The following is a 25,711-nucleotide window of genomic DNA, read 5'->3' on the forward strand; positions in this document are numbered from 1 at the left end:
GAATCTCACGCGCATCGGGAGGACCCCGTCATGGCTGCGGATTTCACGGGCACGGGTTTCACGGGCAAGGACTTCACCGGCAAGGTCTCGGTCGACATCCGGGACTCGACGCCGGACTGGGCGCCGTTCGCCGAGCCCCGTGCGCCCGAAGGCGCACCCAACGTCCTGTACCTGGTGTGGGACGACACCGGCATCGGGACGTGGGACCTGTACGGCGGTCTGGTCGAGATGCCCAACCTCAGGCGCATCGCGGATCGCGGTGTGCTGCTGAGCCAGTTCCACACGACCGCCCTGTGTTCGCCGACCCGGGCTGCGCTGCTGACCGGCCGGAACCCGACGTCGGTGGGCATGGCGACCGTCGAGGAGTTCACCGACGGATTCACCAACGCGAGCGGCCGGATCCCCGCCGACTGCGCGCTGATGTCCGAGGTGCTCGGTGAACGCGGCTGGAACACCTACGCGGTCGGCAAATGGCACCTCACGCCGCTCGAGGAATCCAATCTTGCTGCGACGAAGCGTAATTGGCCGCTTTCGCGGGGTTTCGAGCGCTTCTACGGATTCCTCGGCGGCGAGGCCGACCAGTGGTACCCCAACCTGATCTACGACAACCATCCGGTGGAGCCGCCGTACACGCCGGAGGACGGGTACCACCTGTCGAAGGATCTGGCGGACAAGTCGATCGAGTTCATCCGCGACTCCAAAGTGATCGCACCTGACAAACCGTGGTTCATGTACCTGTGTCCGGGCTGCGGCCACGCGCCGCACCACGTGTCCCGGGAATGGGCCGACCGTTACGCGGGACGGTTCGACATGGGGTACGAGAAGTACCGCGAGATCGTCCTGCAGAACCAGAAGGACCTCGGGCTGGTCCCGGCCGACACCGAGTTGTCTCCGATGAACCCCTACGCCGACGAGGTGAGCGCCGACGGGCTGCCGTGGCCTCCGCTCGACACCGTGCGTCCGTGGGACTCGACGAGCGACGACGAGAAGCGGCTGTTCTGCCGGATGGCGGAGGTGTTCGCCGGCTTCCAGAGCTACACCGACGCGCAGATCGGCAGGGTTCTCGACTACCTGGAGGAATCGGGCCAGCTCGACAACACGATCGTGGTGCTGCTCTCCGACAACGGTGCCAGCGGCGAGGGCGGACCCAACGGTTCGGTCAACGAGTACAAGTTCTTCAACGGCTACCCCGACGAGGTGGAGGACGGGCTCGCGAAGATCGACGAACTCGGCGGGCCCGAGACGTACAACCACTACTGCCTGGGCTGGGCGATGGCGTTCAACACCCCGTACAAGCTGTTCAAACGGTACGCATCGCACGAGGGCGGGATCGCGGACCCGTGCCTGATCTCGTGGCCGGCCGGTATCGCCGCGCGAGGCGAGGTCCGCGACCGCTACGTGAACGTCTGCGACATCACCCCCACCGTCTACGAACTGCTCGGCATCGACCCGCCGCTGCTGGTCGGCGGCGTCCCTCAGCGTCCCCTCGAGGGAGTGAGTTTCCGCCCGATCCTCGACGATCCCGACGCGGCCACCGGTAAGACGACCCAGTTCTACTCGATGCTCGGCACCCGCGGGATCTGGCACGACGGTTGGTTCGCGAACACCGTCCACCCGGCCGCGCCGTCGAACTGGTCGCACTTCGACGACGACCGCTGGGAGTTGTTCCACATCGAGCGCGACCGCAGCCAGGTCCACGACCTCGCCGCCGCACGTCCCGACAAACTCGACAAGATGCGGGCGCTGTGGTTCGCGGAGGCCGACAAGTACGGCGGTCTACCGCTCAACGACCTGGACATCCTGTCGGCGTTCCTGCGCTACCGGCCCTATCTCACGGGGGAGCGGGCGTCGTTCGTGTATTACCCGGATGCCGCGGTGGTGGGCCCGGGGGCCGCGCTCGAGATGCGGGGCAGGTCCTTCTCGCTGCTGGCGGAGGTGACCGTCGAGTCGGCCGACGACGTCGAGGGCGTGCTGTTCGCGCACGGCGGCCGGCTGGGCGGGCACACGCTCTTCGTGCAGGACGGCCGACTCACGTACGTCTACAACTTCCTCGGTGAGGAGGAGCAGGTCGTCGTATCGACCGAGAACGTCGCCGCCGGCTCCCACGTCCTCGGGGTGCGGTTCGAGCGCACCGGCGTCGGTGACGACGGGTTCACGCCGCTCGGAGACGTGACCCTGCACATCGACGACCGGGCGGTGGGATCGCGCTCCGGGGTTCGCATGCAGCCGGCGATGTTCTCGGGTGTCGGCGAGGGCATCCGGATCGGACGCGACCCCGGTCAGTCGGTGTCCGCGGCGTATCGCGCCCCGTTCCGGTTCCGCGGCGGAACCATCGCGAAGGTCGTCGCCGACGTGTCCGGCGAGCCCTATCTCGACATCGAGCGTGAGATCGCGCGGGCCTTCTCGCACGACTGAGGGCTGCGCCCTGTGCGCCTTTCTGGTGGGGCCGGCTACCAGAAAGGCGCACGGGCGGCGAAGCCGCCCAAGATCAGGGAAGACCCCGATGGTTTCTGTCGTGTCCACGGGTGAGGATGGTGGGCATGCCAACCGAAACCGAGATGCCCACCGAAACCACAGTGGCCGCCCGCGCGGTCAACCTGACGAAGGTCTACGGGTCGGGGGACACCCAGGTCCACGCGCTCGCGGGCGTGTCCGCGGAGTTCGCGCGGGGGGAGTTCACCGCCATCATGGGGCCGTCCGGCTCCGGTAAGTCGACGCTCATGCACTGCCTCGCCGGTCTCGACGCCGCGTCGTCGGGTGCGGTGCTGATCGGTGCCACGGATCTGACCACGCTCTCGGACAAGCAGATGACGCAGCTGCGCCGCGACCGGATCGGGTTCGTGTTCCAGGCGTTCAACCTGGTGCCGACGCTCACGGCACTGGAGAACATCACGCTGCCGCTGGACATCGCCGGCCGGAAGGCCGACCAGCAGTGGCTCGACACCGTGGTCGATCGGTTGGGTCTGCGCGACCGCCTCGACCATCGCCCCGGTGAACTGTCGGGCGGTCAGCAGCAGCGAGTCGCGTGCGCGCGGGCGCTCGCCGGGCAGCCGGAGATCATCTTCGGTGACGAGCCGACCGGCAATCTCGATTCGCGTTCGTCCGGGGAGGTGCTCTCGATCCTGCGAGCGGCGGTCGACGAGTTCCACCAGACCGTCGTGATCGTCACGCACGATCCGCGGGCCGCGAGCTTCGCCGACCGCGTGGTGTTCCTGGCCGACGGGCAGATCGTCGACGAGTTGCGCGAGCCGACCGCGGAGTCGGTGCTCGACCGCATGAAGAACCTCGAGACGGTCTGACGCCATGGCCGTGACCAATTCACCGATGCGCAAGGTGTCGTTGCGCAACCTCGCCGCCCACAAGGTGCGGCTCGTCCTGACCGTGCTGTCGGTCGTGCTCGGCACCGCGTTCGTCGCCGGCTCGTTCGTGTTCACCGACACGCTGCAGAAGACGTTCGACAGCATCTTCGACGGCACCGCGCAGGGCGTCGACGTGCGGGTCAGTGCCGTCGAACAAGGTTCGAGCGGCGTCCCGATCGCGGACGTCGACGTCCTCCGCAACATCGACGGCGTGCGGGCCGTCGCGCCGTCGGTGGGCGGACAGGTGGTCGTCCTCGACTCGGCCGGAAAGCCGATGCAGAACGGCGGTGCCCCGAGCATCGGGGCGTCGTACCTCCCCCCGGAGCAGACGCTCGGCGAGCCGACGAAGTTCGTTGCCGGCACGCCGCCCGAGCAGGCCGGTCAGATCGCGCTCAACGAGAGCGCCGCTACCCGCGCCGGTCTCGACGTCGGCTCGGACACCCGGGTGCTGACGATGCGCGGCTGGAGCGATGTCACCGTCGCCGGCATCTACGCACCGGAGACCGACACCGGCGGATACGTCGGCGCGCTGTTCACCGATCCGCAGGCCCGTGAGCTGTTCACCGACGGCAGCCACGTCGGCTACATCGACGTCGCCGGCACCGGGGCGTCGCAGGACGAGCTTCGCGACCGGATCGCGGCGGCCCTGCCCGACACCAAGGTGCAGACCGGCGCCGAGGTGAAGCAGGAGACCAAGGACGAGATCGGCGAGGCCCTCAGCTTCGTCAACTACTTCCTGCTGGCGTTCGGTGCGATCGCGCTGCTGGTGGGCACGTTCATCATCTACAACACGTTCTCGATGATCGTGGCGCAGCGGCTGCGCGAGTTGGCGCTGCTGCGTGCGATCGGTGCCAGCCGCAAGCAGGTCGGTCGCTCGGTGGTGTTCGAGGCGCTCGTCGTCGGAGCTATCGGCAGTGCACTGGGCCTGGCGGCCGGCGTCGGCCTCGCGTACGGCCTGCGCAGCCTGCTCAATGCCTTCGACCTGGGCCTGCCCGAGGGGTCGCTGCAGGTCGCGCCGCGCACGATCGTCGTCGCGCTCGTGCTCGGCATCGTCGTCACGGTCGTCAGCGCCTACGCGCCGGCCCGCCGCGCGGCGAAGGTGCCTCCGGTCGCGGCGATGCGCGAGGAGTTCGCGTCCACCGGCGACACGCTGAAGGTCCGCACGCTGATCGGTGCGATCGCGGCGGTGCTGGGTGTGCTCGCCCTCGTCGTCGGCGCGCAGTCCACCGGTGGTGGTGCCGCGGCGATCGTCGGACTGGGCGCCCTCGCACTCGTCCTCGCGGTGCTGCTCGCGGCACCGGCGCTGTCCCGCCCGATCGTCGGCGGGCTCGGCGCGATCTTCGCGAAGCCGTTCGGCCCGGTGGGGCGTCTGGCCCGCACCAACGCGGTCCGCAACCCGAAGCGCACCGCCGCGACCGCGTTCGCGCTCACCCTCGGCCTGATGCTGGTGTCGGTGATCGGTGTGTTCGGCGCGTCGGCCAAGTCGAGCGTGAACTCGCTCGTCGACAAGGGCGTCGAGGCGGACTTCGTGCTCACCGGGCCGCAGGGCATCGGGGTGCCGGCGGGCGCGGCCGGTGCCGCCGGCCGCGTGAACGGTGTGGCCGAGGCCGTCTCGCTGCACGGGGTGGCCGCGAAGATCGACGACGAGGACGTCTTCGGCACCGCGCTCAGTGGGCCCCCGGACGGCGTGCTCGACTACACGATGAAGGAAGGCTCCGCCTCTGTCCGTGGCACCGACATGATGGTCAGCGAAAGCGAGGCCACCGACAACGGCTGGAAGCTGGGTACGCCCGTCACCCTCACCGATCGTGACGGAGAACAGACGACCGTCACGGTGACCGGCATCTACGAGGACAACCAGCTTCTGGGTCCGTGGATGGTGTCGGACGAGGTCTATCAGGCGATGACGCCGACGAACATGCGGGCCGAATGGGCCGTGCTGATCAAGGCGACCCCGGGCGCGGACCTGACCGCGATGGCCACCGACCTCGCCACCGCGACGGACCCGTTCGTCGTCGTGCAGGTCCAGGACCGGGAGCAGTTCAAGGGCGCGCAGGGCCAGCAGATCGACATGCTGCTCTCGGTGCTCTACGGGCTGCTGGCGTTGGCCGTCGTCATCGCGATCCTGGGCATCGTGAACACCCTCGCGCTGTCGGTGGTCGAACGCCGCCGGGAGATCGGCATGCTCCGCGCAGTCGGAATGCAGCGCGCCCAGGTGCGCCGCACGATCTACCTCGAATCGGTGCTCATCGCGGTGTTCGGTGCGCTGGTGGGCGTGCTGCTCGGTGTCGTGTTCGGCTGGGGCTTCGTACGCACTCTCGCCGACCAGGGGCTCGATCAGATCTCGGTGCCGTGGGGGCAGGTGCTGGCGATGCTGATCGGCTCGGGTGTCGTGGGTGTGCTGGCCGCGCTGTGGCCGGCGTCCCGCGCCGCGCGGACGAAGCCGTTGGAGGCGATCTCCGACATGTAGGCGGTCGTGCTCCGGCAGGAACAGCAGACGGTACCTTCGCGGCCTCGGCGGCGAAGGTACCGTTTTCGCGTGAGCAACCTGCAGGAGATCGGTGACCGCGACGGCTGGCGATGCTGGCTGTGCGACGAACCGGTCGACCCCGACATGTCCGTCAACGATCCGCGCGGCCCGAGCGTCGACGGCGTCGCGACCGCGAAGAAGAGCAAGGCCAAAGCGGTCCAGGAGCGCCTCGCGCACCGGGCGTGCAACACCAGGAAGGGGGCGGTCAAGCCCGTCGTGCCGTGGCCCGACCACCTCTTCGTCGTCGACCCCGCGCCGATCGTCGGCGTCGTGGAACAGTTGGGCCGCAAGGGTGGTCGGGTCGCGGTGGCCCGCTGCCCCGGCGAGTCGGACGCCGAGGCTGCCGGCGAATGGTTGGTGGACCGGCTGTCCCGGTTCGCCCCGGATCTCGCTGTCACCACCCGCATCGACGCGGGTGGCGGCGGGTACCTGCTGGTGCTCGAGACTCGCTGACCGCGCCGGGGCCGGTCCGGGCAGCTGCGGTCACTTCCGCTGAGACGGCGCCGACCGTGACCTCCACGGCTCGCCGGACAGCCGCGGAGAGATGAACCCCGAACCCCACGTCGTCACTCGACGTCGCGTACACGATCACCCGTTTCGGTGCGGTACCGAGCACCCGCGCGAGGGCGAGCGCGGCCGCGACGTCGACGCCGTGAGTGTCCAGCGGGCCGGGGGTGTCGTCGAGGGTCCACCGGCGCACCCGGCCCGGGGGGAGCAGTGCGGGCACGACGAGATCGACGACGATCGCCAACCGCGCCCCGGCCCAGACGTCGAGCAGGTCGGCGGTGTCCGTGACGGTCGTGACGGGGATCGTGACCGGAATCCGTGCGCGCAGTGCCCGCGCCACAGCGGGACCGAAGCCGTCGTCCCGCCGGTACTCGTTGCCGAGCCCGACGACGACACCGCCCGGCCCGGTCACCGACGTGACACCCGCAGATCGAGGAAGTGCGTAGCGCACGAGATGCAGGGATCGTGGTTCCGGATGATCCGTTCGCACAGCGCGGTCAGTTCCTGATCGGAGAGCCCCAGATGCTCGCCGATCCGGGCGGTGAGATCGGCCTCGATGACGTCCTGGTTCTGTGCCGTGGGGGGAACGATGTCGGCCGAGCGGATCGTCCCGTCGGCGGCGAGTTCGTACCGGTGGTACAGCAGTCCCCGAGGTGCCTCGCTGACGCCGTGCCCGGTGGCTGCGCGCGCCGTGACCGGTGCGCACGGCGGGTCGGGACGTTCGTAGCCATCGATGATCCGCAGCGCCTCCTCGATGGCGAACGTCACCTCGACCGACCGAACGACGATGCTGCGGAACGGGTTCCGGCATTCCCGGCCGAGTCCGGCCGCGCTCGCCGCGTCCCGTGCGGCGCCGGTCAGTTGTTCGCTGTTGAGGGAGTACCGAGCCAGCGGCCCGGTCAGGTACGGGGCGCCGTCGAGCCGGGCGTGCAGTGCCGTCGACTCCGGGACCTGGCGCTCGCGCACGTGGTCGCCGAACTCGGCGGCGGGAAACCGGTCGCCGGCGCTGGTGCGGACCACACCGTCCTCGATGGCGTAACCCGCATCGTCGTGCAGCGCCGCCAGAACCGGATCGAGGTGCACGTCGGGGAAGTCGAACCCGGCAACCCACCGGACGGTGTCGAGCGCGTGGTCGAGGGCGCGCCGCAGCGTCCGGGCGAGCGGGGCGAGCTCGTCCCGGGTGGGTGCCCGATAGAACCCGCCGACACGCACGTCGACCGGATGGATCGGACGTCCCCCGATCGTCTCGAGGATCGCGTTGCCGGCCTTCTTCAGCGCGAGCCCTCGTTCGACGGCGGCGCGGTCACGGCGGGCGAGTTCGATCGAGTCCGCGACCCCCAGGAAATCCGGTGCGTGCAGGAAATAGATGTGCAGTGTGTGGGAGGCGATCCACTCGCCGCAGTACAGCAACCGGCGCAGCGCCCGCACCCGCGGATCCACGATCGCGCCGCACGCCTGCTCGAGAGCGTTGCACGCGCTCACCTGATACGCGACCGGGCAGATTCCGCAGATCCGGGACGTGATGTCGGGTGGCTCCCGGAAGTCGCGGCCACGAAGAAAAGCCTCGAAGAACCGGGGCGGTTCGTAGATGTCGAGTCGCGCGTGTTCGACCGCGCCCGACCGGACGGTGACGTCGAGGCGGCCCTCGCCCTCCACCCGGGCCAGGGCCCGGACGGTCAACCGCCGCCGTTCGGCGTCGTCGGGAGGGCCCGGAGCGTCAGCGGCCATGTCGTCGCCCCTCCGCGAATCCTGGGGCGGCGACGTTGAACGTCGAGAAGACCCGTCCGATGCCGGCGTCGTCCATGCCACAGCGGCGCAACCATCCGGCCAGCGACGAGATGTTCGGATTCTCGGTGGGACCGAAACAGCCGTAGCAGCCGCGGGAATGGGCCGGACACAGTGCGCCGCAGCCGGCATGCGTGACCGGGCCGAGGCACGGTGTGCCGTCGGCGACCATGACGCACGTCAATCCACGCCTCTTGCATTCGTTGCACACGCTGGTGTTCGGCACGTCGGGGTGGCGTCCGGCCAGGAAGGCTGCGATCACCTCGAGGAGCTGCCGCCGGTCGATGGGGCAGCCGTGCAGCTCGAAGTCCACCCGCACGTGTGCCGAGATCGGAGTCGACGTCGCGAGGGTGTCGATGTACTCGGGGCTCGCGTACACCGCCGCCGCGAATTCGGCGACATTGCCGAAGTTGCGCAACGCCTGCACCCCGCCGGCGGTCGCGCACGCGCCGATGGTGACCAGGTGTTCGGAGGCGTCGCGGATCCGGTGGATGCGTTCGACGTCCTCCTCCGTGGTCACCGATCCCTCGACCAGGGACAGATCGTAGGGCCCCTCGACCGTCGCACTCGACAGCTCCAGGAAGTGCGCGATGTCGAGTTCGTCTGCCACCGTGAGCAGTTCGTCCTCGCAGTCGAGCAGGGACAGCTGGCATCCGTCGCACGACGCGAACTTCCACACGGCCAGGGTCGGCCGCGGTGTCCGGGGGCCGGGCACAGAACTCATCACAACTCCTTCGTGTGGAGGAGCGGGCCGGCGACGGCGTAGTCGACCACCGGTCCGTCGCGACACAGCAGCAGCTCCCCGAGCTGACAGTGTCCGCACACGCCGGCCCCGCACTGCATGTTCCGTTCGAGCGACACCTGGATGCGTCGGCGGTCCACCCCCCGGCCCTCGAGGACGCGAAGGGCGAACCGCATCATCGCCTCGGGTCCACACACCAGGGCCCGGGTGCGCGCAGGTTCGAGCGTCAGGCGTGCGAGAGCCTCGGTGACGAACCCGACCGGACCGTTCCAGTCCCGGGCAGGTTGATCGATCGTCACCACGACGTCGATTCCGGCGGACCGCCACCCGTCGAGCTCGCGACGGTAGAGGATCTCGCCCGGGCTGCGGGCCCCCACCACCAGCGTGACGTTGCGGTGTCGCTGTCGGTGCGCGACGGCCGCGAGTACCGGTGCTCGCACCGCCGCGAGACCGACACCGCCCGCCACGATCACCAGATCACCCCCCGCGGAATCGCCCAGCTCCCAGGTGGTTCCGAACGGCCCGCGCGCACCGACGACGGTGCCGAGGGGTGCGTCGTGCAGCGCCGCGCTCACCGGCCCCACGCGCCGGACCGTGTGCACCAGGATGCCGTCGGCCCGGTTCGGGTCTCCGCACACCGAGATCGGAATCTCGCCGATCCCGGGCGCGCACAGCATCATGAACTGTCCCGGCCGGAAGCGGGGCAGCGCAAAGGCCGTCGGTTCCAGTTCGAGCGTGACCGAGTCGTGCGTCTCGACGGTCCGGCGCACCACCCGGTGCGCGGTGGGAATCGACGCCGACGACGGGGCCGTCACGACGCGCCCGGGTTCGCGTAGAGGTCGAGCAACCGGGCGCGTGTCGCCTGCAGCCGATCGAGCAGCAGACCGGACATAGCCCGTACGACCGCGTAGCCGAAAGCGGGGTCGCGTTCGGCCGCCTCCTGCAGGTCCGCGACGTCGAGTTGCAGCGCCTCGGTCGACTGTGCCGCGCGCGCCCCGAAACTCCACACCCGCGGGGGCTGCAACCAGGACCAGCCCAGCACGTCGCCGCCGCCGAGAGTCTCGATCACCACGTCACCTCGGCCTGGCACCGCCGTGCTCAGCAGTACCCGCCCGCTTCGGAGCACCCAGCAGCGCCGGGCGGGCTCACCCTCGTGGAAGACGATCTCGTCCGGCACCCAGAACGCGGGAGTGGACAACTCCGCGAGCCGGGCCCGCGCCGCATCGGACAGGCCCGGCAGCAACAGCGGTCCCGTCACGGCCCGGGCCCCCGGTCCTCCGGGTCGAAAGCCGGCAGCGCGCCGGTGAGCCGCGCGGCCTCGGCGGTGATGTCGATCCCGACCGGACACCAGTCGATGCAGCGCCCGCAGCCCACGCAGCCCGACGAACCGAACTGGTCGAACCAGGTGCCGAGCTTGTGGGTCATCCACTGGCGGTAGCGTGCCGCGCCGCTGGTGCGCACGTTTCCGCCGTGCAGGTGGGAGTAGTCCAGTTCGAAGCACGAGGCCCACCGTTGCCGCCGCTCGGTGCCCTCGCCGCCCAGTTCGCTCACGTCCTCTGCGGTGGTGCAGAAGCAGGTGGGACACACCATCGTGCAGTTTCCGCAGGTCAGGCACCGGTCGGCGACGTCGTCCCACACCGGCTCGTCGCGGGCCGCGCGCAGCAGAGCCCGCAGATCCACGTCGGGCATGGCGCGCCCCATCCGTCCCCGGGCCTCGTCGACGGCCGCGCGGGCGCCGGCGGTGTCGGCCGCGTCGGCGGTGGCGTGCGGGATCCGCGCGAGCAGGTCGGCCCCGGCTTCGGTGCCGACGTCGACGACGAACCGGTGCCCGGCCTCGTCGATGCGTTCGGTGAGCGCGAGGTCGTAGCCGCCGCCCACGTCGGGTCCCGTGCCCATCGACGCGCAGAAACACACCCCGCCCGGCTCGATGCAATTGACGGCCACGATCACCAGATCCGCAAGGACGCGCGCGGTGACGCTGCCCGGATCGGCGCCCAGCACCGTGCCGAGGGTGCGGATCGCTGCGAGATCGCAGCCGCGCACCCCGACGAACGCGAATCGTCGGTCCGCGGGTTCCGGGGCGGAGAACGTTCCACCGCGCTCGGACCACAGCACCTGCTTCGCCGGGTGGACGAATGTCTTCCACGACATCGGCCCGGCCGAGTGCGAGAACACGGCACCGTCGCCGCGGCGCTCGAGTCGGTACTCGCCCGGCGCGGTCCGCACACCCCACCCGTCGGGAAGATCCGCACCGGATTCGAGGTCGCCCAGGACGACGGCGCTCTCCCGCACCGTCGGACCCACCACGCGGCGTCCGTCGTCGCGCAGTACCCGGATCAGGTCGTCGAGACCGTGTCTGTCGACGACCACCGTCTCCATCGGGTTCATGACACTCCTCCCGTCCATTGGTTCAGGTCCGTCCCTGCGTGTGAAGGGCCCTTCGGCCCTGTTCGCGGTTCCGCGGGCCACTCACGATCGGATGGGAGGATGCGGGCGCCGACCGTCCGGGTCCGAGGAGGCGCCTTGCGATGCCGGCGATCGTCACACTCACCATGAATCCGGCAGTGGACATCTCCACGACTGCCGAACGGGTGCGGACCACCGACAAGGTCCGCTGCGGCGAACCGTGCTACGACCCCGGCGGCGGGGGCATCAACGTCGCCCGCATCGTGCGGGTCCTGGGCGAAACGGTCGTCGCGGTGTTCCCGGTCGGATCGGCCACCGGCGCGGTCCTGGGCGCGCTGCTGGACCGGGAGGGCGTGTGGAACCGCCGGGTTCCGATCGCCGGCGCCACGCGCGAGAGCTTCACCGTCGACGAACGTTCCTCCGGTGAGCAGTATCGGTTCGTCCTGCCGGGCCCGCACCTGAGCCGTGTCGAGCAGGAGCAGTGCCTGTCCTCGTTCGCGGAAGTGGCCCGAGACGCCAGGTACGTCGTCGCAAGTGGATCGCTGCCCCCGGGTACCTCTCCGGACTTCTACGATCGGGTGGCTGCGACGGCGCGCGACGTCGGTGCGCGATGCTTGCTCGACACTTCGGGAGAGTCGTTGCGGCACAGCACTTCCGGTATATACCTCCTCAAACCGAGCATTCGTGAGCTGCGGGAGCTGTCCGGGCGGAGCCTGGGGCAGGAATCCGAGCAGATCGCCGCGGCCCGTGGACTGGTCACCGCGGGACGGTGCGAGGTGGTGATCGTGTCGTTGGGCGCGCGGGGCGCCCTGATGGTCACGCAGAGCACCGCCACCCGATTTCCGGCGATCCCCGTCGCGGTGCGCAGCGGAGTCGGCGCCGGGGACGCGATGCTCGCGGGAATCGCCGTCGGCCTCGTCCGCAACCGGTCCCTGCACGACGCGGTGCGCCTCGGGATCGCCGCGGGGGCCGCGATGCTCACCACCCCGGGCACCCGTGCCTGCCGCCGTGAGGACATCGAGGCGTTCTACGACGGCGGCGCGGGTGTGTCCGTGGACTGCGAACCTGTGGACCGTGACCCGGTGGAACCCGGCCCCGCGGAATCCGGAGCGGACGATGGCGAGAGCCTCCGCTACTGAACTCGCTCGCGACACCGCGGCGTCCGGGCTCACCTCCACCGCCGCGGCGGACCGTCTGCGCGCGGACGGACCCAACGTCCTGCCGATCGCCCGTCCGGCGGCCGCGTGGCGCAGACTGCTGGCCGAACTGACCCACTTCTTCGCGCTCATGCTCTGGGTGGCGGCCGTCCTGGCGTTGTTCGCCGGCATGCCGCAACTGGCGGTCGCGATCGTCGTGGTGATCGTCGTCAACGGCGTCTTCGCGTTCGTGCAGGAGGAACGGGCCGAGAAGGCGTCGGAGCGGCTCCGGGACCTCCTGCCGTCGGCGGTGACCGTCCGTCGCGACGGCGAAGCGCGCAGCGTGGACGCCTCCGAGGTGGTGGTGGGCGACGTCCTGGTGCTGTCCGGTGGAGACCGGATCCCCGCGGACGGCACGCTGATCGTGGCCGACGATCTCGCGGTGGACGAATCGACGCTGACCGGCGAGAGCGAGCCGGTGCATCGATCGGCCGGGGCGGGCGTGTCGGCCGGGACCTACGTGGTGTCCGGACACGGGGAAGCGGTGTGTGCCGCGACAGCCTCCGACACCCGGTTGGCCGGCATCGCGGCCCTGACCGCGGGTGTTCGTCGCCCTCGGAGCCCGCTCGCCGCGGAACTCCATCGCGTCGTGCGGACGATCGCCGTTCTCGCCGTCGTCGTCGGTTGCGGCTTCTTCGCGTTGTCCCTGGCGGTCGGGTCCACGGCGCACAACGGGTTCCTGTTCGCGGTAGGCGTCACCGTGGCGCTGGTTCCCGAAGGGCTCCTGCCGACGGTGACGCTGTCGTTGGCCATGGGTGCCCAACGGATGGTGCGTCGCCACGCGTTGGTCCGTCACCTCGAAGCGGTCGAGACACTGGGATCGACCACGGTGATCTGCACCGACAAGACCGGGACCCTGACCCAGAACCGCATGACGGTGGTCGAAGCGTGGACGCCCGCCGGGACCGTCGCCGTCGTGGGCGAGGGGTACGAGCCCACCGGTCAGGTCTCCGGACCACCCGCCGCGCGCGAGGCCGCGCAGCACGTCGGGCAGGTCGCCGTCTCCGCTTCGCAAGGGGGGATCGTTCGTGACGGCGGTACCTGGACGGTGGTGGGCGACCCGATGGAGGGCGCGATCGACGCGTTCGCCCGCCGCACGACGGGCCGGACCGACCCGGTCCGCCTACCCGCGGACCGTCGCTACGCGTTCGATCCCCGGCGGCGTCGCGAATCGGTGGTGTGCAACCACGTCCTGATGCTCAAGGGCGCGCCGGATTCCGTTCTCCCGCTCTGTGCGCACCCGGACTCCGCCACGCTCGACACCGCACGCCACGTCGTGGAGGAGATGGCGGGGCGGGGACTGCGGGTGCTGGCGGTGGCGCAACGGGACCTGTCGGCGACAGCGGCCACGCGCGCCGCGGACGCCGGATCGGTCGCGACGACGGAGCGGGACTTGACGCTCCTCGGTCTGTTCGCGATCGAGGACCCACCGCGGCCGACCGTCGCCGACGCGCTCGAGGCCACGCGCCGCGCCCACATCAAGGTCGTCATGCTCACGGGTGACCACCCTGCGACGGCGGTCTCGGTGGCGCGGGAGATCGGGTTGGTGGGCTCCGGGGGCGATCCCGTGGTCGTGGAGGGACGCAACCTTCCCGCCGACGACGAGGCTCTCGGCCGGTTGCTGGACCACGACGGAGCCGTCGTCAGCCGGGTCTCACCCGAACAGAAGCTGGCGGTCGCCCGCGCGTTGCAGGCCCGCGGGCACGTCGTCGCGATGACCGGTGACGGCGTCAACGACGGTCCCGCACTGCGCGAGGCGGACATCGGTGTCGCGATGGGCAGGGGCGGCACCGACGTGGCCCGTGCGGCTGCGGATCTGGTGCTGCTCGACGACGACTTCTCCACGATCGTCGCGGCTGTCGAACAGGGGCGCGCCACGTACGCGAACATCCGGCGATTCCTCACGTACCACCTGACGGCGAACGTCGCCGAACTCACCCCGTTCGTGGTCTGGGCGTTGTCCGGAGGCCGAATCCCGCTCGCGATCGGCGTCCTCCAGGTGCTCTGCTTCGACATCGTCACCGATCTACTGCCTGCGCTCGCTCTCGGTGGGGAACCGCCCAGCAAGGGCGTGATGGAACGTCGACCGGAGCGTCGCCACCTCATGGATCGTGCACTGCTGACCCGGGTGTTCGCGGTGCTGGGTCCGGTCGAGTCGCTCACCGAGATGGCGGCCTTTCTCGCCGTGCTCACGATCTCCGGGTGGCATCTGGGCGGTGGGGCGCCCGGAGGCAGCGCCCTGGTCACCGCGTCCGGTGCGGCGTTCACCGCAGTTGTCCTCGGCCAGATCGCGAACGCCTTCGCGTGTCGCAGCGCTACTCGACCGGTGTGGCAGTTGGGTTGGTTCGGCAACCGGATGCTGGTGTGGGCGGTGGTCGCGGAGTTCGTCATCCTGATCGGCCTGCTGACGATCGGTCCGGTGGCGGCGGTGCTGGGTCAGTCGCCCCCGTCGACGGCCGGCTGGACGATCGCCGTCGCGGGCATGCCCGTGTTGCTCGCGGTCGACTACTGGAGCAAACGGATCCGTGCCCGCGGGTGAGGTTCGCTCAGCGGGGCAGTCGTGGCGTGAGACCGCTGCACGCGTCCAGACCCGACCGGGCGGCCAGTACGGCGGCCTGCGCGCGCCGCTCCACACCGAGCTTCTCGAGCAACCGAGACACGTAGTTCTTCACCGTCTTCTCGGCGAGGAACATCCGTGCAGCGATCTGACGGTTGGTGAGGCCCTCGCCGAGCAGCGCCAGCAACCTGCGTTCCTGCGCCGTGAGTTCGCCGGGGGCGCCGGGCTGTCGTGTGGGCGTCACCGGAAACGGAATCTCGTGGCCCGCACCGACCTCGCGTACGGCCTGCACGAGTTGCATTCCGCGAATGTCCTTGACCAGGTAGCCCTTCGCGCCCGCGGCGACCGCTTCCCGCACGGCGCGTTCGTCGGGGAACGCGGTGATCATCAGGCAGCGCAGATCCGGCATGTCGGCCCGCAGTTGCCGGCAGACATCTATGCCGCTGCCGTCGGGCAGGCGGACGTCGAGCAGCACGACGTCGGGGTGGAGTGCGGGGATTCGCGCGAGTGCCTGGGAGCGGCTCTCGGCCTGGCCGATCACCCGCATGTCGTCGTCGGCCTCGAGCAGTTGGGTGAGACCGCGGCGCACCATCTCGTGATCGTCGACGAGGAACACTGTGAGCATCTTCGGCACCTCCCGGGTGCGTACGACCCGATGGTACGACGATCCGCCGCTCGACAAGCCTTCTCGGGACTTCCGGCCCTACCGAACCGCTCTTCGTTCCCACTCCTCCCATATCTCCCAGGGCGCGATCTCCCAGGGCTCGCGGTCGCGGTACGGCCGAGGACCTTGGGCCCTGTCCGACCGCCCGCCACAGGTGTTTCCTGGGAAGGGACAGGACACCGCACCCTCGTCGAGGAGCGAAGATGACTGCGCAGCCGGCCCCGGACACCCGACCGCGGTGGACCGCGTCGATCGACCGACTCGGACCGGCGGACGCCCGCTCCGTGGGTGGCAAGGCCGCCAATCTCGGGGAACTCAGTCGCGCGGGCTTCCCGGTACCGCCGGCTTTCGCGATTCCCGCCCAGGCGTATCTCGAGGCCGTCGACGCCGCGGGAATCCGAGCGGAGCTCGTCGAACGCAACGCCGCTGCGCGGTCGAAGAATGACGCGGTCCTCGCCAGGGAATCGCGGGAACTACAGGATCTCGTTCGGGGCGTGGCCCTGCCCGACGACATGCGCGCACAGATCTGCGGGGCCTACGCCGATCTCGGCTCGGACGTTCCCGTCGCGGTGCGGTCCTCGGCGCCCGCCGAGGACGCCGCCGACACATCCTTCGCAGGCATTCACGAGAGCTACACCGACGTCGCCGGCGACGAGGCCCTGATCGACGCCGTGCGAGCGTGCTGGGCGTCGTTGTGGACTCCGAGAGCCCTGACGTACCGCAGTCTGCGCGGCTACACCGACGAGCCGTCCATCGCGGTCGTCGTACAGCGCATGGTGCGCTCGGACCGTTCCGGGGTCGCGTTCACGGCCGACCCCCGCACCGGCAACCGGGACCGGATAGTCGTCGAGGCCGCGCTCGGGCTGGGGGAGGTGATCGTCGGCGGACAGGTCGAGCCCGACACCTATGTGGTGGACAAGGACGGTCCGACGCTCACCGACAAACACATCGGCGCGCAGGCGTTCGCCATCCGACCGGGTCCCGACGGCGATCGGCGGGAGGAGTTGACTCCCGACGAGCGCACCCGGCAGGTGCTCGACGCGGAACAGGTGCGGGAGATCGCGAAGATCGCCGCCGCCGTGGAGCGGCACTACGGCGCACCCCAGGACCTCGAGTTCGCGGTCGAGGACGACCACGTGTGGCTCGTCCAGACGCGACCGATCACGACGTTGGGGGACGCCGACGGCGTGCCGTCCGCCGATCCCGCCGGTGGAACCGGGACACCACTCGTCCGCGGTCTCGGCGCCGGTCCGGGCACTGCCACGGGTACCGCCCGGGTACTGACCGCGCTCGAGGACTCCGGCCGGCTCGGCGACGGTGACATCCTCGTCGCACCGATGACCCGTCCCGACTGGCTGCCGGTGCTGCGCCGGGCCGCCGCGATCGTGACCGACGGCGGGGGAGTGACGTGCCACGCGGCGATCGTCGGGCGCGAGCTCGGGCGCCCCGTGGTCGTCGGCACCCACGACGCCACGCAGGTCGTCACCGATGGCACCGTGATCACGGTCGACGGCGACAGCGGGGCGGTGTACGCCGGGGCGGCGACGTCGTCCCGTCCCGCTCGCACCGAGCCCGCCGTTCCCACCGCGTCCACTCGCGCCGTGTCGGAGCCGACGGCCACCGCGCTGTACGTCAACCTGGCGACGCCCGAGGCCGCCGAGTCGGTGGCCGCCTCCGACGTCGACGGGGTGGGCCTGCTGCGCGCCGAGTTCATGATCACGGGCGCGCTCGGCGGCAAGCACCCGACCGCTATGGTCGCCGCGGGGCGACGTGACGAGTACGTGGACGAGATGGCCGCCGGTGTGGAGCACATCGCCGCCGCCTTCGCGCCGCGGCCGGTGGTCTACCGGGCGGTGGACCTGCGCTCGAACGAGTTCGCCGAACTCGAGGGCGGCGACGTCGAACCCGACGAGGACAACCCGATGATCGGGTACCGCGGTTGCTTCCGGTACGTGCGCGATCCCGACCTGTTCGCGCTCGACCTCGACGTTCTGCATCGCGTGCGGAAGCACCTGCCGAACGTGCACCTGATGATCCCGTTCGTGCGCACCCGCTGGGAGCTTGCCGAATGCCTCGCCCAACTCGACGCGCATCCACTGGGCTCCGACCGCCGCATGCACCGCTGGATCATGGCGGAGGTGCCGTCGGTGGCGTACTGGATCCCCGAGTACGCCCGCCTCGGGATCGACGGGGTGTCCATCGGCAGCAACGACCTCACCCAGTTGATGCTCGGGGTGGACCGCGACTCCGAGGTCTGCAAGGACCTCTTCGACACGATGGATCCGGCGGTACTCGATGCGATCGACCGGATCATCGATCGCGCGCGGCGGGTGGGTATGACGACGTCCCTGTGCGGTCAGGCGGTCTCCACCGATCCGCGGCTCGCCGAGCATCTCGTTCGTCGGGGGATCACTTCCGTGTCGGTCACCCCCGACTCCGCGGTCCGTACCCGCCGCGTCGTCGCTGCGGCGGAGCGGCGGATTCTCCTCGATCACGCGCGCACCGTCTCGGCTGCCGAGTGAGCAGCGCCAAGTGAGCAGCGCCTCGGCGCCGACAGTGATGCCCGTCAGTCGCCGGACTTGACCTCGATGCTCCGTGCGCCGGATCCGGACGTCGACAGACCGACGGTCACCTCGAGGATCCCCTTCGCGTAACTGGCCTCGACCCGGTCCTCGTCGGCATTGGCCGGCAGCGTCACGGATCGGTTGAACGATCCGTAGGAGAACTCCGAGCGGCCGCTCTCCGATCGCTCCTCGGTGCGTTCGGCCTCGATCGTCAGTCGTCCGTCCTCGACGCTGACTTCGATGTCTTCCGGGTTCAGTCCGGGCAACTCGGCACGCAGAACGTACTTGTCGTCCTCGACGCGGTCCTCGACTCGAATCAGATTGCCGCCGAACGGCGGACGGAACCCTGTGACGGGTAGGGCATCGAACAGTTCGGTCAGGTCGGGGAAGACCGACCGGCGGCGGGCTGGAACGTCGGACATGACCACTACTCCTCGCTCGGCTCACAGCCGCGGAACCGGCTGCTCCTCCATTCGACTCCGGTGGTCGCCGTGGGGGCAGGGTCGTTGGTCACCAACCGTGCAATGGCGACCTCTCCGGGTGATCGGCCGACGCGTACGCAAAGACTCCTGTTTGCGCATGCCCGGAGGGTAACGTTCGCATCGAGGACCGGTCCGGATCCGCGCGCGTGGAGGTAACCATCGATGAATTTGGCGTTGACCCCGCAAGAACGGGCTTTTCGGGACGAGATGCGCACGTTCTTCCGGACGGAGATTCCGTCCGAGATCCGGGAGCGGGTGGCCTCCGGCGGCTCGGTGAGCCGGGACGATCTCGTCGCGACGCAACGCATCCTCAACGCGGCGGGTCTCGCCGTACCGCACTGGCCGGTGCAGTGGGGCGGACGGGACTGGACGGCGATTCAGCGGCACATCTGGCTCGACGAGATGCAGCTCGCGGCCGTCCCGGAACCGCTCGCGTTCAACGCGAACATGGTGGGGCCGGTGATCGCGGCGTTCGGATCCGAGGAGCAGAAGGAGCGCTTCCTCCCGGCCACCGCGAACCTGGACATCTGGTGGTGCCAGGGCTTCTCGGAGCCCGGCTCGGGCTCGGATCTCGCGTCACTGCAGACTCGTGCGGTGCGTGACGGCGACGACTACATCGTCAGCGGACAGAAGACGTGGACCACACTCGCGCAGTACGCCGACTGGATCTTCTGTCTGGTACGGACCGACCCGAATGCACCGAAGAAGCAGGCGGGTATCTCGTTCCTGCTGATCGATCTCGCGTCGCCGGGCGTCACCGTCCGGCCCATCAAGCTCATCGACGGCAGCTACGAGGTCAACGAGGTGTTCTTCGACGACGTCCGCGTCCCCGCCGCGAATCTGGTGGGAGAGGAGAACGCGGGCTGGAGCTACGCCAAGTTCCTGCTCGGCAACGAGCGGACGGGCGTCACCGGCGTGGGCCGCACCAAGGTTCGGCTCGCCCGGGCCAAGGAGCGTGCCGCGCAGACTCCGCTCGGTTCGGGGTCGCTGCTCGACGACCCACTGTTCGCTGCGCGGGTGGCCGAGCTGGAGAACGAACTGCTCGCGCTCGAGCTGACCCAGCTCCGGGTGGTGGCCGCGTCCGCGAACGGCAAACCGGACCCGGCGTCGTCGTTGCTCAAGCTCCGCGGGTCGGAACTACAGCAGGCCGCGACGGAACTGCTCGTCGACATCGCCGGCCCGGACTCGCTGCCGTTCGATGCGGGGGAGGAGATCGACTCCCCGGTATGGGCGCAGCGCGCGGCGCCTACCTATCTCAACTACCGCAAGGTGTCCATCTACAGCGGGTCGAGCGAAGTGCAGCGCAGCATCATCGCGTCGTCGATCCTCGGATTGTGAGGCGGCGACATGGATTTCGATCTGAACGACGAGCAGAAGCTACTGCGTGACACGACGCGGGAACTGCTGGACCGCAGCTACGACCTCGAGCAGCTCACCGCGGCTCAGGAGACGCCCCGCGGCTGGCGGGACGACGTGTGGCGTCGGCTGGCCGAGACCGGTCTCCTCGGACTGGGATTCGACGAGGACGACGGCGGTTCGGGCGCCGGTCCGGTGGAGGTCGGGATCGTCATGACCGAACTCGGGCGGCGGCTCGCGCCCGAACCGGTCCTCGGCGCCGTGCTGCTGCCGGGCAGTCTGATCGCCGACGTCGGCAGCGAGGCCCAGCGCCGCAAGATCCTTCCCGATGCGGTGGGCGGCGCGATCCTGCTCGCGTTCGCCCACGCCGAACCCGGGCAACGGGTGCCGACCACGGCTGTGCGCACCACCGCTGTGCGGCAGGGCGATTCGTGGACGGTCAGCGGAACCAAGAACCCCGTTCCGCACGGCGACTGTGCGGACACCGTGGTGGTGTCCGCACAGCTTCCTGACGGCGGAATCGGTCTGTTCCTCGTCGACGCCGGCACCCCGGGCGTGTCCCGGAAGCCGTACGCGACCCACGACGGGCGCCGCGGTGCACAGATCGAACTGCACGACGCGCCGGCGGAACCGTTGGGAAGCGGTGACGATGCGGTGGCCGCGATCGGTGCGGCGCAGGTGCGCGCGCAGGTGGCGTTGTGTGCGGAGGCCGTGGGTGCGATGGAGGAGGCGCTACGCCTGACCACCGAATACTTGAGAACCAGAAAGCAATTCGGTGTTCCGCTGGCCAGCTTCCAGACACTCACGCAGCGCGCCGCCGACATGTACGTCTCACTCGAACTGGCGCGCAGCATGAGTCAGTACGCCACGATGTCTCTCGCCGACGGTGTGGTCGATCCCATGGTGGCGTCCCGCGCGAAGTTGCGGGTCGGCCGATCCGCCCGTCACATCGGGCAGGAAGCGATCCAGATGCACGGCGGCATCGGCATGACGGCGGAGTACTCGGTAGGGCACTACGTGTCGAGGTTGACTGCGATCGAGCACACTCTCGGTTCCGTCGACGACCACCTCCGGGTGCTCGCGGCCGACGTCGCGGGCCACGACATGGTGAACGTCACCGACTGACGGACATGCAAGCGGACGAAACCACTGGGTGATCGGATCGAAGGGAGTCACCGATGGCGGACGGGCTCGAGTTCGCGGTCCTGGGTCCCGTCACGGTGCGTCGCGATGGCAATCCGATCGCGCTCGACACCCAGCAGCGTGCATTGCTCGCCGCGCTTCTCGTCGCCTTCCCGCACTCGGTCGACATCGAACGGCTGCGTGCGCAGGTGCGGTATACCGGGGCAGCGGCGGCCGGCGACGGGCAGGTCGAGGGAGGCCCCGATCCGCTCGTCGGGTTGTTGGAGGGGTTGCAGCAGCGACTCGAGGCCGGTGCTGCGGAGGGGGAGCAGGTCCTGGTCCGCGACGGGACACGGGTGCAGTTGCTCGTCGACCCGGATGCGTTGGATTCTCGGCGTTTCGTCGCCGAGGTGCGCCGCGGGGACGCGATGGTGGCGGCCGCGCCGGACGCCGCCGCCGACGCCTACCGCGAGGGGCTGCGGCTGTGGCGGGGCATCGCCTATGCGGGGATCCCGCCGACGGCCTTCTCCGAAACGGTGTTCATCGAAACCGAAGTGTTCCGGCTGACCACCCTCAGATTCGGGGCGCGCATGTCCCTGGCCACGGCGCAACTCGACGGCGGGGCGCCGGCAGCGGCCGCTGTGGAGGCCGAAGCGCTCGTCGCGGACCACCCGCTCGACGAGCGCGCGTGGGAAGTGCTGGTGCTCGGTCTGGCCCGGTCGGGACAGCACGCGCATGCACTGGCCGCGCTCCGCAGGTGCCGCGCGATCATCGACGACCGGCTGGGCTGCGAGATCGGTCCCGCCCTCCGGCGCATCGAGACCGCGATCCTCGCGAACGACGCCGTGTACCTCGAATCCGCCCGGGTGTCCGAGCCGCGGAAGTCTCGCGGATCGAACCTGATGGCGCCGCGGACCCGCCTCATCGACCGTGAGCGGGAAGTGTCCGAGCTGATGGAACTTCTCGAGACGGGGCGGCTGGTCACGCTCGTCGGGCCGGGCGGTGTCGGTCGGACACGGCTCGCGGTCGAGGCCTGCCGTCGACGAGACGACCCCGACGGACCGTGGGTGGTGGATCTGTCGAAAGTCAGTGACGGCGCGCTCATTCCGTCGACGATCGCGACGATGCTGGCGCTCCCCGGCGTCGGGTCGGCCACTCATCTCGCGGATGTGTTGGCCGCGCGGGCGTGTGTCCTGGTTCTCGACAACTGCGAGCACGTCGCCGGGTACGCGGCCGACGTGGCCCGCGCCATCGTCGCCGAGTGCCCGGACGTGCGGATCATCGTCACCGGTGCGGACCCGCTCGGTGTCGAGGGCGAGGCGGTCCTGGTGGTGACGGCCCTGCCGGTGGACGGTGCGTCGGTCGAGTTGTTCTCCGAACGCGCCGCGGGAGTGACCGCGTCGTGGAAGTTGGATTCGCACAACTCCGACGCGGTTCGGACGATCTGCCGCGCGGTGGAGGGGTTGCCTCTCGCGATCGAGATCGCGGCGGCGCAGCTGCGGTGGCTCACCGAGCGACAGATCGTCGAGCGCCTCGCCACGCACTTCACGCTGCTGCACGGCACGCCGAACCCCGCCATCGGCCCGCGTGGGCGGCTGTGGGACACGATCGACTGGGCCAACCGTCTGCTGTCGGACGGTGAGGCGCGTCTGCTGCGTCGCATCTCGGTGTTCGCCGGCTCCTTCGACGCGGAGGGCGCGGCCGCGGTGTGTGTGCTGGGGGCAGTGGACCAGGTGTCGATGGTGCTGACGGGGCTCGTCCGGCGGGGGCTGCTCCGAGTCGTTCCCGGATCGGCGCCCACCCGGTACCGCATGCTCGCGACGGTGCGTCGCTTCGCGCGGGAACAGGCCGACGACGCGGAGTCGATCGGTATCCGGGCGGCGCACCGCGCCTACGTCCTGGGCCGGGTGGAGGCGATCTCGCCGTTGCTGCGCAGCGCCCGCGCCGGCCAGGCGGTGGACATCCTCGCGGTCGACCAGGCGGAGCACCGCGCGGCGCTGGAGTCGGCGTTCGCCGTGGACGATGCCCATTACGCCCTCGAGTTGGCGGGCCGTCTGGCCTGGTTCTGGTACCGGATCGGCAATATCGGCGAGGGCTTGCAGTTCCTGCGGAGAGCGCTGGATCTCGTCGCCGGGGATTGGCGGCCGCCGGAGCCGAGGGTGATGGCCCGGGCGCTCGACGGTTTGGCCTCGCTGACGTATCTGACGGGTGATGCGTCGACAGCGGAGGACTCGGTGCGGCGTGGTGCCCAGTTGTGGTCGTCGATCGGGGAGATGGGGGAGGTGGCGCGCGACGAGGCGTGGCGAGCTCATTTCGTGGCGATTCAGGGTCGGCCCGAGGTGGCGGTCGAGATCTGTCGCCATGCGGTGAAGCTCGCGGTCGAACATGACGCCTTGTGGGCGGAGGCCGAGGCCCGGATGTTGCTCGGCATGCAGCTGCGGTCGCTGGGGGAGGTCGAGGACGCGCGGGACGAGTTGCGGGCGGCGATTCGGATCGGGGAGCGGTGCGGCCATCGGTGGGCGGTGACGTCGTCGACCTGGGCGTTGATGAAGGCGGACGCGGATGCGGGCGACGTCGAGGGCGCCCTCGCGACGATGCGGGTGATGCGTGCCGATCTGGAGGAGGAAGGCGACGTCACGTCGTGGCTGGTGATGATCCACTCGACCGCGGCGGTGTTGGCGGCGGCCGGTCGTCCCGCCGATGGTGCGGTGCTGATGGGCGCCGTCGACGCTCTCGGCGCGCATGCGGGGTTCCTGCCGGCCTGGATCGATGCGATCGACGGCCCGATCGAGGCGGCCGTGGTGCACGATGCGCTCGACGACAAGGAATACGAGCAGTACGCGGCGATGGGTGCCCACTTGACCCGCGAGGAAGTCAACCGGCTGTTGGGAGAACTCGTCGAGGGTCCGGTCACCGAATCGCATTGACAGAATTCCCCTTTCGAGACGGTGAAGACCCGAGCCTGGGCGCCGCCGGGCAGGCCGCTCGGGGTCCGGCGCGGCCGTTGGCGGGGATGGGTTTCTTGTGGGGGTCGACGGTGCTGGGTGGGGTGAACCACGGCTTTCTGTCGACGCCGATTTTCACGTCCCAGTGACTGTGGTGCAGCAAGGTGTGGTGGTAGCGGCAGAGTAGGACGAGGTTGTCGAGGTCGGTGGGTCCGCCGTCTGCCCAGTGCTTTACGTGGTGGCCTTCGCAGTGGGCGGGTGGTGCGCCGCAGCCGGGGAAGGCGCAGCCGTGGTCGCGGGCGATCAACACTCGACGCTGTTTCTTCGACACGGTCCGGCTGCTGCGGCCCAGATTCAGGGGAACGCCGTCGTCCACGACGATGGGGGTGAGGTGGCAGTCGCAGGCGATCCTGCGTGCGGTCGCGATAGACAGTGGACCGGTGTGGGGCATGCGTGCGATGTCTTTGTCACCGAACAGGTCCGGATGATCGCCGTCTGAATCGGCCCACTCGTGATCGGCGTCGGATTGTGCAAGGTCTTGCGCGTTCACGTGTAGCGAGAGGTGTGGTCGTTCGCCGCCTTCGATCGGGGCCTCACCCGAGTCGAGGTAGCGGCGCAGGATCTCCGCGAACGCGTCGGCCCGCTGCCGTGCCGGGGTGCGGGTACCGGCGGGATCGTCCATCGGGTTGCGTGGCTTCGTCAACGCGGACAGTGCGGTCAGGAGCATCTCGCCGGTGACTGCGTCGAGATCACCTTTGACGGCGACCCGCCCGTTCAGGGTTTTCGAGGCCTGGAACTCGTTGCGCTCGCTGTCCTCGCTGGGCGGGAGTTCGTCGGATTCGAAGATCCGTTCCAGCCGGGCGATGCAGCTGCGGACCGTTGTTGTTGTCGCGGTGGGCCCGGCGGCGCTGTCGAGCAACACTTTCCGGCACGAATCAAGTGCTTCGTTGGGCATGCCGCGGGGCGGGGTCTCGCAGAACTTCCCGATCAAAGAAGCGTGCTCGGCGGAAACGGCCCCCGAGTTGAAGGCGTCGGCGATCTCGCGCTGACGATTGAGCATGCGCCCGAGCGCGAGGATGCGTGCCGCGGCCGGCACTTCCAATAACGAATTCGATGTAAGCCACTGTTTGACGCTGCGGAAGCCGAGGGTGTCGAAAGAGACGGGACGTTCGTCGATTTCGGCGACCATCGCGACCCGCAGGGCTTCGAGGCGTTCGATCTCGCGGCAGACGTCGACTGTCCCCTGCAGGAGCGAGATTTCGGGGAGTCGGCGCACGTCACCCGGTTGCAGCGCGGTGGCTGCGATGCCCGAATTGTTGAGTCCCCCCGGATTCATGACACGAGCCTAGCTCGAACGCATGTTCGAGTCAATGGCGGATCGCTCGCTGGATCGCTGGTTGTCGAAACGACTCGAGTAGGCGTGCTGGACGGCTAGTGTGCGAGCCATGCGCTGCGCAGATCGTCGATCTTGGCGGCAATGGGGCATTTTCGACTTT

19 protein-coding genes are annotated in these 25,711 nt (G+C 69.6%); 10 read left to right on the forward strand and 9 right to left on the reverse strand.

All coding sequences use genetic code 11. The annotated features are described in order from the left end of the window. The first annotated feature begins 30 nt into the window (after window positions 1–30). The 4 genes from A6I89_RS21045 (at window position 31) to A6I89_RS21060 (ending at window position 6,342) form a co-directional block, all read left to right on the forward strand. Window positions 31–2,415, forward strand: a complete 2,385-nt coding sequence (locus tag A6I89_RS21045; protein WP_022594932.1) for a sulfatase-like hydrolase/transferase — start codon at window positions 31–33, stop codon at window positions 2,413–2,415. 116 nt (window positions 2,416–2,531) lie between these two features. Then, a complete protein-coding gene (locus tag A6I89_RS21050) occupies window positions 2,532–3,299 on the forward strand; it encodes an ABC transporter ATP-binding protein (RefSeq protein WP_005514369.1) in 768 nt (255 codons plus the stop codon). Window positions 3,300–3,303: 4 nt separating this feature from the next. Continuing rightward, a complete protein-coding gene (locus A6I89_RS21055) occupies window positions 3,304–5,829 on the forward strand; it encodes an ABC transporter permease (RefSeq protein ID WP_022594934.1) in 2,526 nt (841 codons plus the stop codon). A gap of 69 nt (window positions 5,830–5,898) precedes the next feature. After that, window positions 5,899–6,342: a hypothetical protein gene (locus A6I89_RS21060; RefSeq protein WP_022594935.1), complete on the forward strand. Its 444-nt coding sequence runs from the start codon at window positions 5,899–5,901 to the stop codon at window positions 6,340–6,342. On the opposite strand, the gene A6I89_RS21065 is transcribed toward A6I89_RS21060, so the two are convergent. The 6 genes from A6I89_RS21065 to A6I89_RS21090 are packed head-to-tail and all read right to left on the reverse strand — an operon-like array spanning window position 6,284 to window position 11,311. Next, complete coding sequence (locus tag A6I89_RS21065) at window positions 6,284–6,808, reverse strand: hydrogenase maturation protease (RefSeq protein WP_022594936.1); 525 nt, start codon at window positions 6,806–6,808, stop codon at window positions 6,284–6,286. The two genes, A6I89_RS21060 and A6I89_RS21065, sit on opposite strands and share 59 nt — an antisense overlap. Further along, window positions 6,805–8,124: a Ni/Fe hydrogenase subunit alpha gene (locus tag A6I89_RS21070; protein WP_022594937.1), complete on the reverse strand. Its 1,320-nt coding sequence runs from the start codon at window positions 8,122–8,124 to the stop codon at window positions 6,805–6,807. The genes A6I89_RS21065 and A6I89_RS21070 overlap by 4 nt, the downstream gene beginning before the upstream one ends. Next, the gene (locus A6I89_RS21075) at window positions 8,114–8,905 is read right to left on the reverse strand and encodes an NADH-quinone oxidoreductase subunit B family protein (protein ID WP_013415447.1); all 792 of its coding nucleotides are present in this window, start codon (window positions 8,903–8,905) and stop codon (window positions 8,114–8,116) included. Before A6I89_RS21075 ends, A6I89_RS21070 begins: the two co-directional genes overlap by 11 nt. After that, window positions 8,905–9,738, reverse strand: a complete 834-nt coding sequence (locus tag A6I89_RS21080) for an FAD/NAD(P)-binding protein (protein WP_022594939.1) — start codon at window positions 9,736–9,738, stop codon at window positions 8,905–8,907. The genes A6I89_RS21075 and A6I89_RS21080 overlap by 1 nt, the downstream gene beginning before the upstream one ends. Beyond that, window positions 9,735–10,181, reverse strand: coding sequence for a Crp/Fnr family transcriptional regulator (locus tag A6I89_RS21085; protein WP_005514360.1), 447 nt, complete (start codon window positions 10,179–10,181; stop codon window positions 9,735–9,737). The genes A6I89_RS21080 and A6I89_RS21085 overlap by 4 nt, the downstream gene beginning before the upstream one ends. Beyond that, entirely contained in the window at window positions 10,178–11,311 is a 1,134-nt protein-coding gene (locus A6I89_RS21090; RefSeq protein WP_022594940.1) for a 4Fe-4S dicluster domain-containing protein, read from the reverse strand. Before A6I89_RS21090 ends, A6I89_RS21085 begins: the two co-directional genes overlap by 4 nt. Window positions 11,312–11,451: 140 nt before the next feature. Here A6I89_RS21090 and A6I89_RS21095 point away from each other — a divergent pair, with 140 nt between their 5' ends. Then, window positions 11,452–12,468, forward strand: a complete 1,017-nt coding sequence (locus A6I89_RS21095; protein WP_022594941.1) for a 1-phosphofructokinase family hexose kinase — start codon at window positions 11,452–11,454, stop codon at window positions 12,466–12,468. Then, window positions 12,446–15,064 carry a cation-translocating P-type ATPase gene (locus A6I89_RS21100; protein ID WP_022594942.1) on the forward strand — a complete coding sequence of 873 codons (2,619 nt, stop codon included), beginning with the start codon at window positions 12,446–12,448 and terminating at the stop codon, window positions 15,062–15,064. Before A6I89_RS21095 ends, A6I89_RS21100 begins: the two co-directional genes overlap by 23 nt. A gap of 7 nt (window positions 15,065–15,071) precedes the next feature. Here the strand turns inward: A6I89_RS21100 and A6I89_RS21105 are convergent, their stop codons facing one another. Next, window positions 15,072–15,707, reverse strand: coding sequence for a response regulator (locus tag A6I89_RS21105; RefSeq protein WP_005514356.1), 636 nt, complete (start codon window positions 15,705–15,707; stop codon window positions 15,072–15,074). A 242-nt stretch (window positions 15,708–15,949) separates the two neighbouring features. On the opposite strand from A6I89_RS21105, the gene ppsA reads away from it, so the two are divergent. Next, window positions 15,950–18,268, forward strand: a complete 2,319-nt coding sequence (gene ppsA / locus A6I89_RS21110; protein ID WP_022594944.1) for a phosphoenolpyruvate synthase — start codon at window positions 15,950–15,952, stop codon at window positions 18,266–18,268. Window positions 18,269–18,312: 44 nt separating this feature from the next. On the opposite strand, the gene A6I89_RS21115 is transcribed toward ppsA, so the two are convergent. Continuing rightward, complete coding sequence (locus A6I89_RS21115) at window positions 18,313–18,732, reverse strand: Hsp20/alpha crystallin family protein (protein ID WP_005514353.1); 420 nt, start codon at window positions 18,730–18,732, stop codon at window positions 18,313–18,315. A gap of 222 nt (window positions 18,733–18,954) precedes the next feature. On the opposite strand from A6I89_RS21115, the gene A6I89_RS21120 reads away from it, so the two are divergent. Genes A6I89_RS21120 through A6I89_RS21130 form a run of 3 tightly spaced genes read left to right on the forward strand, consistent with a single transcriptional unit; the run spans window position 18,955 to window position 24,197 of the window. Next, on the forward strand, window positions 18,955–20,130 hold the full coding sequence (locus A6I89_RS21120) for an acyl-CoA dehydrogenase family protein (RefSeq protein WP_022594945.1): 1,176 nt from the start codon (window positions 18,955–18,957) through the stop codon (window positions 20,128–20,130). Window positions 20,131–20,139: 9 nt separating this feature from the next. Continuing rightward, entirely contained in the window at window positions 20,140–21,273 is a 1,134-nt protein-coding gene (locus A6I89_RS21125) for an acyl-CoA dehydrogenase family protein (protein ID WP_022594946.1), read from the forward strand. Between the two features lie 53 nt (window positions 21,274–21,326). Next, complete coding sequence (locus A6I89_RS21130) at window positions 21,327–24,197, forward strand: AfsR/SARP family transcriptional regulator (RefSeq protein WP_005514350.1); 2,871 nt, start codon at window positions 21,327–21,329, stop codon at window positions 24,195–24,197. Here the strand turns inward: A6I89_RS21130 and A6I89_RS21135 are convergent. Beyond that, the gene (locus tag A6I89_RS21135; protein ID WP_084967831.1) at window positions 24,181–25,551 is read right to left on the reverse strand and encodes an HNH endonuclease signature motif containing protein; all 1,371 of its coding nucleotides are present in this window, start codon (window positions 25,549–25,551) and stop codon (window positions 24,181–24,183) included. The genes A6I89_RS21130 and A6I89_RS21135 overlap by 17 nt on opposite strands. Window positions 25,552–25,711: the final 160 nt, after the last annotated feature.

Source organism: Prescottella equi, assembly GCF_002094305.1.
GTDB lineage: Bacteria > Actinomycetota > Actinomycetes > Mycobacteriales > Mycobacteriaceae > Prescottella > Prescottella equi.

Bases quoted from the DNA above. Each gene is read 5' to 3' on its own strand.
- A6I89_RS21105 (WP_005514356.1), bottom strand. From the start codon at position 15,707: ATGCTCACAGTGTTCCTCGTCGACGATCACGAGATGGTGCGCCGCGGT.
- A6I89_RS21125 (WP_022594946.1), top strand. From the start codon at position 20,140: ATGGATTTCGATCTGAACGACGAGCAGAAGCTACTGCGTGACACGACG.
- A6I89_RS21135 (WP_084967831.1), bottom strand. From the start codon at position 25,551: ATGAATCCGGGGGGACTCAACAATTCGGGCATCGCAGCCACCGCGCTG.
- A6I89_RS21050 (WP_005514369.1), top strand. From the start codon at position 2,532: ATGGTGGGCATGCCAACCGAAACCGAGATGCCCACCGAAACCACAGTG.
- A6I89_RS21100 (WP_022594942.1), top strand. From the start codon at position 12,446: ATGGCGAGAGCCTCCGCTACTGAACTCGCTCGCGACACCGCGGCGTCC.
- A6I89_RS21115 (WP_005514353.1), bottom strand. From the start codon at position 18,732: ATGTCCGACGTTCCAGCCCGCCGCCGGTCGGTCTTCCCCGACCTGACC.
- A6I89_RS21070 (WP_022594937.1), bottom strand. From the start codon at position 8,124: ATGGCCGCTGACGCTCCGGGCCCTCCCGACGACGCCGAACGGCGGCGG.
- A6I89_RS21090 (WP_022594940.1), bottom strand. From the start codon at position 11,311: ATGAACCCGATGGAGACGGTGGTCGTCGACAGACACGGTCTCGACGAC.
- A6I89_RS21120 (WP_022594945.1), top strand. From the start codon at position 18,955: ATGAATTTGGCGTTGACCCCGCAAGAACGGGCTTTTCGGGACGAGATG.
- A6I89_RS21055 (WP_022594934.1), top strand. From the start codon at position 3,304: ATGGCCGTGACCAATTCACCGATGCGCAAGGTGTCGTTGCGCAACCTC.
- A6I89_RS21045 (WP_022594932.1), top strand. From the start codon at position 31: ATGGCTGCGGATTTCACGGGCACGGGTTTCACGGGCAAGGACTTCACC.
- A6I89_RS21130 (WP_005514350.1), top strand. From the start codon at position 21,327: ATGGCGGACGGGCTCGAGTTCGCGGTCCTGGGTCCCGTCACGGTGCGT.
- A6I89_RS21095 (WP_022594941.1), top strand. From the start codon at position 11,452: ATGCCGGCGATCGTCACACTCACCATGAATCCGGCAGTGGACATCTCC.
- A6I89_RS21075 (WP_013415447.1), bottom strand. From the start codon at position 8,905: ATGAGTTCTGTGCCCGGCCCCCGGACACCGCGGCCGACCCTGGCCGTG.
- ppsA (WP_022594944.1), top strand. From the start codon at position 15,950: ATGACTGCGCAGCCGGCCCCGGACACCCGACCGCGGTGGACCGCGTCG.